Below are 12,660 nucleotides of genomic sequence, written 5' to 3' on the forward strand. Positions count from 1 at the left end.
TACCTTTTAGAAGAAGAGAGTACTATTGCTGTAAAGAATGGTAGTTTTTTAAATAAATGCTTGCCCCACCCTACTCGTGCTACTATTTAATAATTGTTCAAGCGATCGTATTTGAGAATTTTAATGAAACGCTCCTTACTCTTTACCATTGTTTATTTGCACACCATGATTGGAAATACGGCCAGTCAAATTCTGGTTCTTTCTGGGGGTGATAATCCTGGGCTGAATCATTATTCACAATATTTACAAACTAAAACTCTTTATGAGTTCCTAGCGCATCAATATGGTCAGGACAGAGTGAGCCTATTTTTTGGAGCAGGAAACAATGAACTTCACCAACCCATACCTTTAGACGTGCATAAAAAAATTAATACCAAGCAGGATAAATACGATAAAACGGATCTTATGCTGACGGGTATCATTACCAACAATCAGAGTGCCACAAAAGGACAAGTCAGTACTTATTTTTTATCCCCCAAAATCCGTTCCTTAAAACCTCATGATGACTTGTTCCTTTTTGTTAGCGACCATGGAATGCCTTATGGTTTTTTCGAAGATAAAAATACCAATCCCTACAGTAACAATTGCATCGATTTATGGCACTATAAAAAACCTTTTATCAATAACTTTACTAACGAGAACCATTTTAATAAAGCCTGCCTTTCTAAAAATGAACTCGGCTCACTGCTCGAACAGGTTCCAAGTCGTCACGTTGTGTTTGCGATGTCGCAATGTTACTCCGGAGGCTTTCATCAATTATCGGTCAAATTAAAAAATAGTTATCCCAGTGCTAATCCTAAAATTTGTGGGTTTACAGCCACAACTCCAGACCATTATGCTTCAGGTTGCACCGCGGATGCTGATGGAGCTACTTATCAAGGTTATGAACGCTCGTTTACCGAAGCGTATACTGGAATTAGCATCTTGACCGGTGAGAAATTAAAAGAACCCACAAACAATCTATTTACTGCGCATCAGCAAGCAATATTAGACGACATGACCGTAGATGTCCCTATCAGTACTTCTGATTATTATCTATTGCTATGGGCCGATTATTTTATGAAGGACCATTTTCCCTCTCGCATAGTGAATTTTAATCAACTAGCCATCCAAAAAATATTTAACCAATATCAGAATGAACTTCAATCAATCAAAAATCCAGATTTAGATCAATTTGTTGGTTTATGCAAAGCCAATGAAACTAAAATTCTTTCCCTTCTTCCAGAAGCGAAAAAATTTGTAGGGCTTTATATAGCGCAGCAAACGAAGAAAATAACTGAATTAGAGCAGCAAATTAAAGAACAAGGTGATGAGTTAGAGTCAACTTGGGATGGTATGATGAATCTTTATAATAATGTAATCAATGCACAATGGAATCAAAGCTTAAAACAGCATCAAATGACCAATTTAAATTCCAAGATCTATCAATTTGAACAAGAATTCTATCAAGCGATTATTAAGCAAGGAATATATAAACATCCTTTCCAACTGGATATGTATTATCTGCAGTATTTATCTGCAAAAAACAATGATAAGGACTTAGTAGATTATGAAAAAAACCGGTTAGACATTATCAAACAATGGGCGGAAGAACAACATAATCCAACCTTGGTTTATGCGATAAATTACTATCAATCCCTGGACAAAAAACAACAGCAATTACAGGACATTATTGCTAAAAAGGAAAAAGAGAAACAATTACTCAAACGCATCTTAACTTACAATAAGATCAAAGCCGCATGGGTTACTTTAATTCGAATTGACGATAAAACTGCTTTAGCTGAATTGCAAGGGTTACTGGACTGCGAACATTCTGAGCTGAACTAGGCGTTTAATCTGACGGCGAGTTCTTCGCATGTAGCCCCTTCCCCAGTAAGTTTTAGAAGCTATCAATCGTTTTATCAAATGAGTAAAGATGATGCTGAAAACATTACTCTCCCGAGAATAACGATGCTTTAACTTATCTTTAGGGAATTTTTTCCGAGATTATAGGTTTCTATCATTCAGTTCATAAACATTCAGGTTCTAATCATCTGATAATTTGCTGTGTCTTTAAGGAAAAAGAGCCTTGTTTTATAAAGTTTTTTATACGTAAAAAGCAAAAGAGCAGTTGCTTTTTGAGCACCTGCAGATTTAAAGAGAAGCACGCGTAGGTCGAACTTTGAAGTGAAAAAATTAAAAAATATGAAAATTGTGTATATAATGCCCGCAAACTAATAAAAACAAGAACAGGGACTTAATCATGCGTTATTATTTTAATAATTCAAAAAATTATATCGACACTCGCGAGAAACTTTCCGCAGAACAAATCGAACAACTGAAAGAAATTATGTCTTTTTTTCCTTACAAAGATAAGGAAAATTGGCCAGAAAAATTGATGTCATTTAAACCGGAAAAATATTCTTCTAAACTAGTTTATATGGCTGCTAATGCTTTTGATCACAATGGCTATACCATGTTAGGTTTGGCCTGTGAGTATGGTAAAGATATTGGGGTAGTCCAAAAACTGATTGACTTAGGTGCCCATTTGGATGCACCGGATCACCATATGAAAAAAGCACCATTGCACCGAGCCATCAATAATCAATTGTCCCGTTCTAACGGTGATTCTTTGCCGGCAACAGCGGTTGTTCAATGTCTTCTTCAAAATAGGGCGAATACTCAAAATACTAGCTTTCAAAAGCCTATTCTTTTTGCTCGAGCGCAACATTTTGAAGCAGCAGAAAAACTCATAGGAGTACATATAAAATATTGTAAAGAATATGAGAAATTCCGGAGGTTATTGCTTTCAGGAAATACGGATGGTCTAAAAAAAATGTTACATGGATCGACTACTTTGTCCTCTTCAATTACAACTTTTAAAGGTTGGTCTCTTATTTTTAATGCCATCCAGGAAAGTTATGCTCATCAAAATACCTTGATTAATCTAGAGTTACTAAAAAAGCATCATGTTGATTTCAACAGTACCTTTTACCTTAAAACCTACTTAGGTGTCCCCGTGTATTGTTCGGTTAATCCTATCGCTTATTTATTATTACGTGGCGGTGACTCACGACTGATCGACGCCTTAATTAAGCATGGAGCTGATCCGGACCATCCTTCAGTTGCGGTAATTAAGAAAATTATTGAACTCAATCCTCAACATAAGGTCTTTGATTACCCAGTAAAAAATGATAAGAACCCCTATGATGTCAACTCCAGAAAAATGCTCGCCTTATTTGAGTCCAAAATGATGAACCACGAGCAAGACATGAGCCATACTAAAAAATCTGATGCAACTCCCTCACGTAAACTGGGATTTTTTGAAAGAAGCGCTGATCTAACCGAAGATATAAGTGCAGATGAAATGCTAACAAGCGCATTTGGTCTAGGATCATTCACTGCAAAAAAATGACAGCCATATGGCCACAACGTCGGGCTACAAATAGCCCGACAAAACAACCAAACACCCCAAGCAATATTATTCTCCAAACTACTTCACTACCCTTTCAATTATCTTAAACTGAAAATGTTTTGGTCGCTGCGAATGTATCTTCCTCATCATTGGGCGCCACAGGGATATTCTGCAAAATATCCCTTATCAATGATTGATTGTAACGTCGTTGAGGATTCGTTTTGTCAAATTTTCCTCCGCTAAAAAAAGTAGCATGATAGCTTGGAATCTCTGAGTCCCCATAATCAAAAACAATATCTTGCTCGCCATAAGCTGTCTGAAACTGAGCGGCGATATAGGCTTCCAATATACGAGTTTGCTCCTCATTCAAATCCGTGCGCTCAAATCGTCCAGATACAAGGTAAACTTGCAAATAGCCATCTCGTTGACAAATATAACCTGCATAAAATGCAGAGCCGTCATACTCGCCTTCTGGTAAGGTGAGTGAGGGATGCCCATAGCGATCCTTCCAATTTATAAATGGATAAAGTGATTCACTAAAGCTGTCCTTAAAACCAGTGTATCCATATTCTTTCTCATAAGCATTTTTTACACCAGTTGCCAAAATAAAATCACTTCGTAAAGCCCAAATTCGCTTTTCCCGTGGAAGCAAGGGATATTGAATACTGGTAATCTCTTGATACCCTGGATTGATGCAACCCTCATCAGGATAACTGTATTTGGGTTTAATCGAAGGAATATTATCTTTAATGTAGTTTTGGGCTGTTACATAATGTGAATCATCGTGTGAAATCCTAACCGCTTTAGCGATTGATGAGGGCGTGTATGTCCTAGGTTTTTTGCTATTAGAGTATGGCGTATTTGTAAAGAATAATGATGAATCAACATCATCCTCTTCTGGCGTTGTATCATAAAATACAACCTTCTGAATCCCATATGCCTTTTGAAATTTTAATGCTAAATAGGACTCAACAACATAAATCTGTTCTTCTGTTAGTGGTAAGATTCCCTCGTTAATTCGATTACAACGATTATATCTTCCCGAAGATAAAAAAACTTCCAGGTGTCCGTCACGTTGACAAATAAATCCAGCATACAGGACAGTACCATCGTAATTATTATCTGCTATGGCAAGAGAGGGATGGCCGTATCGATCGCTCCAATTTAAATAGGAATATTGTGATTCTTCAAAGGCTTCTTTTAACCCGTAATAACCGTGTTGCTGTTCTGCGTTTTTCACTCCAGTCGCTAGAACAAAATCACTGCGCAAAGCAAATATTCGTTTTTCATTAGACCTAAGTAAACTGCCAACCTCTTCAATACGTTGAAAAGCTGGATTTATTCCTACCTCCCCAGCATAAGTATATTTAGGTGCAACTCCTTTGACATGACGTTGAATATAAGATTTTAATACAAACTCTACGTTAAAAATTTTTGACTGAATGTCTGCTACGTTCATGATAATTGCCTCATTTTGCCCCCAATTAACCCACATTGATTTATGGATGTAAGTTGGGCTTAAATTCAGCAGCAAAAAATATTAAGTTGAATTTTTACCACCAAATTTCAATTTGAGCGCTTTTTAAGATTTAGAATGAGTGTCTGGAAACCTGGACACTGGTATTGGAGAGGATTAGTTTGTTAGCGCCTTTTACAAATAATTCCGCCCAACCTCGACAACAGTGTCCAGGCAGCGCATCATCATCATTTGTTGTAAGCGTGTTTGTTGCATTTCAGATAACAGAAACATCAAAGATAAAAAACATTGTGTCATTAAATTACACACTCAGTCAAGCATTTAAATAGAATTCATCGAGTACGACTCTAATTGAGGTTTTTCTAAAAAATAATTAAGAATTTTCCAATACAGCAGCGCTGGAGCGTATCAATATCCTGTGATTTATCTATGGACTGTGGCATTTATTGATTGAAGCAATGGCAAATGCAGGATATTTGCCTGCTTGGAGGCAGTTTTATGAGCTAGCAGCACAGCTACTCCTAAACAAAGAACGCCTGTGTCTTTTATAAAATTTTGACAGAGCCTTCTGATGTATCCCGGATACATTATGGTTAAATTAATTGTCAATCTAATCACAGGATAAGCTTAAAAATACTCCATAATTTACCGCACGCGGACTCTTTGTGCTATTGTTAGATAATATAATGTCTGTGTTCAATGGTTAAAAGGAGTTTCCATCAATGAAAACCTCCTTATTTAAAAAGGAAATGTCCTCTCAATTAGAGAAGATTGCTGCACAGCGAGATGAGTTAATTTCTAAAATTAACGAGTATGAGAAGCTACTAAAGGGGGCGCCTGAATTAATACTTCAATACATCGAAATGATTGCTACTCCCTTCTATCAATTTTCCGTTGATTTAGCAAAAATTAGCTATATTAATCCAGCAGCAGAAAAATTGTTCGGTCGTTCTCGTGAAGAGATCTACCAAAATCCGAGTTTATGGTTTCAATCGATTCATGAAGACGATAGAGCAAATGTAATTCAAGCCTTACGCGATGCAGTGAACCAGAAAGAGAATGAAAAATTATTTGAATACAGGGTTAAAATGCCTGACGGAACAATTGCCTACGTCGCTGATAGACCCACTCTGATTTATGACAAACAAGGTAATAAAAATTGTATTATGGGTTTTATTACAAATTTGTCTGGGCTTTTTAATGCAAAGCGAGAACTCTTACTTTATGATCAAATCTTGAATGTGGCTCATAATGAAAAAAGTATAGAGGTTGCTGTCGAAGCCATATTAAGAATAAGTTGCTTATCATTTGCATGGGATGAAGGTGAAGTTTGGTTAATCGACCAATCAACTAGTTCATTATATTGCATCAAAATTTGGCATAGTCTTCATGATGAAATCAGGGAATTTTATGAAAAATCTTATCTGTTAAAAATTGATATCAAAGAAGGGCTTCAAGGAAAGGTGATAAGAGATAATCTACCCATTCTCGTAACAAATTATGGTGAACATCAAGAATATATTCGTGGTGATCTTGCTGTAAAAGCTGGATTAAACTGTGCATTTGGCTTGCCCATAGCATATCAAGGTCAAACCCTAGGCGTGCTGATGTATTTCTCAAAAAAAGAAAAAAAACTGACTCATGACCAAATCCTTTCTTTAGAAAAGGTATCCAATGTCCTAGGAAGCCTGATTCAAAATAAATTCAATAAAGACCAAATGATCCATTTTATTCACCATGAAAAATTGACTGGATTAGTCAATCGGTCAGGTTTAGAAGAGTTTCTCGAAACCGAAATTAATAAAAATAGAAAATCGTTAATTGCGCTCATCATGGTTGATTTTGATCGATTCAAAAAAATCAATGAATCTATGGGATTTGATGTTGGAGACGCGGTCCTTAAGAATATTGCTACCAAATTTAATGAATACTTAGGTGATTCATGCTCTATTATCGCAAATATTGGTGGCGATCAGTTCGTTTTCGCATTAAGCAATATGAAACAACCCGAAGATATTTCACCAGTGGTTGAACGAATAAGGTCGATTGTTAAAACACCCTTGATTATTAATCATCAAACCATTTTATTAACAATTAGCATGGGAATAAGTATTTATCCGTATGATGGAACTGATTTTTTATCGCTCTTGCAAAATGCAGATATAGCACTGAATCATGCTAAAATCTCAGGAGGCAACTCTGTGGAATATTTTTCTACAAAATTGCAAAAAGCGGTCACCCACTCCATCGAGATTGAGAATAAGTTACGCAAGTCGCTCACTGAAAACGATTTCAGACTCTATTACCAGCCTAAGGTAGATTTAAAATCAGGGAATATTGTCGGAGTGGAGGCATTGCTACGATGGCAAAATCCTGATGACGGCTTGATGTTACCGGGATCGTTTCTTCCATTAGCTGAGGAATCTGATTTGATTGTTTACATTGGTGAATGGGTTTTGCTTGAGGTTTGTCGACATTTCCCATTTGAGCATCTGCACGTTCCGGTGTCGATTAACTTCTCCGCTCGGCAATTTCTAGTTGAGTACGATATTGTAAAATTTGTTCAACTACTTTTAGAAAAACTATCTATGGATCCTACGCTACTTGAAATCGAATTAACTGAAACACAACTGATGAACGATCTTAAGCATACCACAAACGCTCTAAAATCACTTCGAAAAATGGGTCTATCATTCGCTATTGATGATTTTGGTATTGGCTATAGTTCCTTTCAATATTTAAAACAATTCAAACCTAATAAAATAAAAATAGATAAATTTTTTATTGATGGTTTACCTTACGACCGTGAAAATGCAGGCATTGTTAAATCGATTATTGCATTATGTAAGAGCTTAAATATAAAAGTAGTTGCTGAAGGGGTTGAAAATGCCCAGCAATTACAATTTTTACTCGATGAGGGATGCGATGAAATGCAAGGGTTTTATTTTTCACCGCCATTACCCATTTATGACATCATCAATCTAATTGATAGCAAAACAAACTTAAAGAACATGACACCCAGGGCCTACCCAAGAAAAAAAGCATGACTTCTAGATTTCGCGGCTTATCGACAGAATCAATCAATCTTGTTCCAATTTAAAACGATTGCATCGCGCAACGACAAATATTGTTGAATATCAATGCTTGTCTTTTGCCAATTTGGCTAAGATTTTGATTTAACTAGCGCAAGCGTAGCAACTTTCAATTTTTAATCCAAGACAGCGAGCGTAGGCTGGTCTGAAAAGCCCAGCACCTATCTTGAGCCTCAGTATCCGGCCAGTTATCAGAGGAATTTGCTGGGCTTTTCAACCCAGCCTACGCTTACTTCAACACTACTCAGCTGAATTAAAATGCGCAGCCCATTTAAGGGTCTCGAACTCAAATTAAGAGATTTCTTACATGATTATGCGCTATTTTGCATATCACTCATTACAATTATTCGCTATGCTTCAATCAGTACGAGGAAGGACAGCGGATGTCTTAATAAGGATAATTTGAACGCATCAAGGACGATGCACTGCCACAAGGATGTGGTCTGCCTCCTCGGAACACAATTCGCGATTGCCATGATAAGTCATCAGAATTCATTGCGCTTTTTATCATCTTACGCCAACGAAACCACTACGATCCAAAAGCTCCTAAACAAAAGATACGATAAAACAAGTAATCAGACTTAATCGCTATTTACTGAAACAGAGTGGATCAATGCAGACTTTTATTTTGTGATGTTGGAATCTTCTTTAGCTTTATTCAATAGTTTTGGGTAATACACCATATTTTTGGCGAAGTGTACTTAATGCTATTTCTGCAACTTCCCATAAAGACCAGTCATGCGCAAATAGATTAATTTGCATTTGCGAACCTCGATGCCAGGCCTCCCAAAACGCTTCCGGATTCATTTTGCATTTTGATACCCCTGCAAGATTATTAATTTTAATCCCCAAATAAAAAGAATAAAATACCGGGATGATATGTCCTTCCATCGCCTTCTTTTCAAGCATGGTTGATGTGAAAGTAGAAACTAATAATTCGCCGAATGGCGTAGTATCATATCCGCTTAAAACATGAAGTGAATCATGAGGCATAATAAAGGCATAATTTGCACCCTCTGCTTCTCCTGGAAAGAAGTAGTTATTGTCTTTAAATTGCTTCCAAATCCTATAACCAAAAGATTCCTGCGGTAATTTCTGTAAACGCTCATACCTGGCTACTAAACCAGGATCAGGGTGCTCACGATAGGGAAAGAGCCATTTGTCAATGTCCTCCTCTCTTTGTAAATTAGGAAATAAATCGAAGCTTTCAAGATTTTTAAGAGTTATGTCTCTGATTAACCAATTGATATCATTCTCTAAAGTTTTTTGTAATTGCAGTAAATAATGGGGATAAATATCGACAGCTTCGGCATATTGGAACAAGGTTTTAATTTTTTCCTGATCAATTTCCCCATCCATTAATGACGCAATGGTAAGAAAACGTAATGCATATTCAGCAATCACTTCTGAAGAAAAATAACTGGGAAATTTTTCAGGTTTAATTGAAGGGAGGCTATTTAAAGCTAATTTATCCTTGTGGGAAAAAACATATTGATATAGTGCTTTAATTGATCTGGCTTGTAGGTCCGTTAGAGATTGCTTTCCTTGTGCTGTTGCAACATCCCGCATCGCGGCAAGAATTATATATATTTGATCTAGAGATAATTTCACGTTCAAACTTATGAGTCATTATAATTTTAATAATAGAAAAAAAAGACAACTCTGTCCAAAAGCACCAAGAGTTGTACTGCAAACTTGGCTAGTAATTACTCTTAACGAAAGAACCATACTTGGAATTTAAAATGCCTAGTGTGTTTTTTGACCATAACACTTAAATTCAGTAGGTTGCATAGCCAGTCGAATCAAGAAGACAAGCTATTTCATTTTATTATTGAAATCGTATCTCATTTCAATAATAAAGCGGTACTTGCTTATTTTTTGGTTGCAAACCAGGCGGTGACTCCAACAACTGTTGCAGTGAGCACAGTGGTCGAAATTCGGTTCCGTTCCCAGAAGCTCATTTTTGTATGGACAATGCTGGGAGATTGCTGACATTCGACTGGTTTGCATGGATTATCTTGAATAATTTGATGTACTTGAGTCAGGCATTGGGGTGAATGACGTTCTATTATTTTTAACCCCATCTTATTCTTAGCTAACAGTGCTTCTTTGATAAGAGTGGAACCATTAGGTGCTTTCGTAGCGATATTCAATGCCTTTGATACAGTATGCGGCGCATATTGGGCAATCACTTTGAGGTTATTAACAATTTCTTTTGCAAGAAATTCGGGCTCATGTACATTCCCGTTACTGGCGATATCTAATGTTTGAGATAAGGCATTGGGTCCGTAACGTGCAACAAGATAGATAAGTGTTGAATTATGTTTATTTTTTTCCACGATAAATTTTGCGAGCTGTTGAGGTCCATTCGCTGTTTTAGTAAATAAATCAAAAACTTTTGGCAAAAGATCGGGTAAATCTGCCGCAATATAGTGTAAAACAGACCAATCATCATCATCTTTAAATAGAAGTGCTTGTACTATGAGTTCGCACCCCTCTAATGTCTGAGACGCCAGATCTAATGCGAGCGCTAAAGAAGCTGGTGCATGTAATAATATTGCTTTTAATCCTATTCTCTTATTGTCCTCTTCATCATCTTGAGCTAAAAGAGCTCGGGCAATCAGTTTATCCCCATTTTTTGCTTTGGCGGCTACTTCAAGAGCTTTCGACAATGATTCGGGAGCAAACTTGGCAATGAATTGTAATCCTGTTCCATTGTTCTTACGTAGAAGACCTTGTGCAATAATTTTGTCTGCAGAGGGAAGATTTTCAACCTGTTCTAATACATTCAGCAAAATATCAGGACACCATTTTGCAATAACAAAGAGGCCATCTTCCCTTAATCGATCGAGCATCTCAAATGGTTTAAGCTCGCTAAAAAGAGGAAGAGATATTTTCTTGAGTGAATCCGTACTGGCAATTTCAATTGCTATTGATTGACCTAGAATTCCAAAAATTGCATTCACTACACCCAGTTTAATCGGAAAGAATTTACGACATGTAGTAAGCGAAGTCTGATCATAGTTAGAGTTATATACAGACCATAACCCATTTTTGCAGCTTACTCGAATTGCATGTCGTGGTGAATGGATTATGGCGATTGTATCCGTGAAGTCATTTTCGTCAAGTAACTTCAATAGTTCGGTTGTAGTTAAGTTACCTGCTGTTATTCTTCTTTGTTGAATGCTTTTGACGACACCTTCTTTGCTTAGAATTTCAAAATGATGTTCTGTGGGAGACAAGAGCGTATATTGATTGAGATTATTAGGTTTAAAATTTTTATCAAAGCAGGCCTGGGTCGAGATTACATAAGGTAATAATCGGGAAAAAAGCGTTTTTAGCTTAATTTTTTTCTTGTCTACAAGAGGAGATTGTATCGATTGCTCTGCTTTTTCTTTTTTAGTTGGCCCAAAAAAATCATCTTCGGAGTCTGGTAATTCAATGAGTTTATCAAGGGTTGATTCCTGTTCATCCCAATTTGCAACAGCTATTCTTGCATGATCCCACCAATATAATTTCCCGATGTGATCCATCGCTCCATCAATGACGCTAAAACCCAGACAATGCCCCTTTTTGAGGGTTAGGCGTAAATCATTCAAATCGTGTTGCGTTGCTTTTACTTTATCCTGATAATTGCTGGGAAACTCTTCTTTTAATTCCTTAATGAGCTGAATTTCAATGATGTCTAAGAATTTAATAAATTTATTTAAAATAATACGCTGGGTCATAATAAATCAATTTGGTATGTAAATAATTCATCATATATATTCAATATTAATGCGGCATTAAATGAGCATTCGGATAGAAATGAAATTTTCGAAATATCAATTTTCTAAAATGGAAAAATATGAGTTGGCATGAAACAACAAATTGTTTTATCTAATATGGGTGCTTAATAAAAGTATCAATCACGAGCATGCATAGGTCGGGCCCTGGCCGGACTTATGCTCACTAGTGTTATTCTAATACGATACCTAAGGAAGAATTTAGCTTAGCTCTTTTGCGCTACCCAAATTGTAGCCTCACCACATTTAGGATCACGGACTTTATGAATTAACACTTTAAAAGAGAATTCCTTGAGAAGGCTATTATATTCTTTTGTCGATAAAGATGCGTGATAAAGTTGTTGACCACCATTATCACTCCAGACCTCGCCTTCTTCCTCTCCAGAGGTAAATGCAAGCACACCACCTGGCTTAATATGTGATGCAAATACTTTGAACATGTTGCGTTGACTGTCATGATCAAGATGAAAAAAGCTATGCCAGGCCAGTATGGCATCAAATTGTTGTTGTAAATTTATATCGCGCATATCTGAGGTTATCCAGCATTCGCTTGGAAAACGCTTTTTACACAGCGCAATCATTTTTTGACTACCGTCTACTCCAGTAACTTTGAATCCTTTTTCAATAAAGAACTGTGCCATGGGTTCCCCAGTGCCACAACCCAAATCTAAAATTGTGCCCTCAGGAGGAATTGTGTTCACGATTAAATTAAGATATTCAGATTCCATAAGACTTTTAGTACGAGCATCGTCGAACCAATCGATGATTTCATCATAGACTTCATAAACTTTGATTTTATTCAACTCACTCATTGGTGACTGCCCTTAATTCTAAATTCAAAATTGGTAAGAATAGCTGATCTTATTGAAAAATAATAATGCACCCTTTTAATTAGAAGTACCCCACCCAGCG

General features: G+C 36.6%; 7 protein-coding genes. 3 read left to right on the top strand and 4 right to left on the bottom strand.

Annotated elements, in window-relative coordinates:
* Window positions 1–123: 123 nt before the first annotated feature.
* A complete protein-coding gene (locus tag ACF8MK_RS01190) occupies window positions 124–1,827 on the top strand; it encodes a hypothetical protein (protein ID WP_392537839.1) in 1,704 nt (567 codons plus the stop codon).
* Between the two features lie 415 nt (window positions 1,828–2,242).
* The gene (locus ACF8MK_RS01195; protein ID WP_392537840.1) at window positions 2,243–3,394 is read left to right on the top strand and encodes an ankyrin repeat domain-containing protein; all 1,152 of its coding nucleotides are present in this window, start codon (window positions 2,243–2,245) and stop codon (window positions 3,392–3,394) included.
* A 103-nt stretch (window positions 3,395–3,497) separates the two neighbouring features.
* Here the strand turns inward: ACF8MK_RS01195 and ACF8MK_RS01200 are convergent, their stop codons facing one another.
* Entirely contained in the window at window positions 3,498–4,853 is a 1,356-nt protein-coding gene (locus ACF8MK_RS01200) for a hypothetical protein (RefSeq protein ID WP_392537841.1), read from the bottom strand.
* A gap of 740 nt (window positions 4,854–5,593) precedes the next feature.
* On the opposite strand from ACF8MK_RS01200, the gene ACF8MK_RS01205 reads away from it, so the two are divergent.
* Window positions 5,594–7,918, top strand: coding sequence for an EAL domain-containing protein (locus ACF8MK_RS01205; RefSeq protein ID WP_392537842.1), 2,325 nt, complete (start codon window positions 5,594–5,596; stop codon window positions 7,916–7,918).
* A 699-nt stretch (window positions 7,919–8,617) separates the two neighbouring features.
* Here ACF8MK_RS01205 and ACF8MK_RS01210 read toward each other — a convergent pair.
* The 3 genes from ACF8MK_RS01210 to ACF8MK_RS01220 form a co-directional block, all read right to left on the bottom strand.
* Complete coding sequence (locus tag ACF8MK_RS01210; protein WP_392537843.1) at window positions 8,618–9,574, bottom strand: hypothetical protein; 957 nt, start codon at window positions 9,572–9,574, stop codon at window positions 8,618–8,620.
* 260 nt (window positions 9,575–9,834) lie between these two features.
* The gene (locus tag ACF8MK_RS01215; RefSeq protein ID WP_392537844.1) at window positions 9,835–11,691 is read right to left on the bottom strand and encodes a hypothetical protein; all 1,857 of its coding nucleotides are present in this window, start codon (window positions 11,689–11,691) and stop codon (window positions 9,835–9,837) included.
* Window positions 11,692–11,954: 263 nt separating this feature from the next.
* Entirely contained in the window at window positions 11,955–12,560 is a 606-nt protein-coding gene (locus ACF8MK_RS01220; protein WP_392537845.1) for a class I SAM-dependent methyltransferase, read from the bottom strand.
* Between the last annotated feature and the right edge of the window lie 100 nt (window positions 12,561–12,660).

The organism is Legionella sp. 227, assembly GCF_043161935.1.
GTDB lineage: Bacteria > Pseudomonadota > Gammaproteobacteria > Legionellales > Legionellaceae > Legionella > Legionella sheltonii.

Coding starts and splice junctions, on each gene's coding strand:
- ACF8MK_RS01195 (WP_392537840.1), top strand. CDS start 2,243: ATGCGTTATTATTTTAATAATTCAAAAAATTATATCGACACTCGCGAG.
- ACF8MK_RS01220 (WP_392537845.1), bottom strand. CDS start 12,560: ATGAGTGAGTTGAATAAAATCAAAGTTTATGAAGTCTATGATGAAATC.
- ACF8MK_RS01200 (WP_392537841.1), bottom strand. CDS start 4,853: ATGAACGTAGCAGACATTCAGTCAAAAATTTTTAACGTAGAGTTTGTA.
- ACF8MK_RS01215 (WP_392537844.1), bottom strand. CDS start 11,691: ATGACCCAGCGTATTATTTTAAATAAATTTATTAAATTCTTAGACATC.
- ACF8MK_RS01190 (WP_392537839.1), top strand. CDS start 124: ATGAAACGCTCCTTACTCTTTACCATTGTTTATTTGCACACCATGATT.
- ACF8MK_RS01205 (WP_392537842.1), top strand. CDS start 5,594: ATGAAAACCTCCTTATTTAAAAAGGAAATGTCCTCTCAATTAGAGAAG.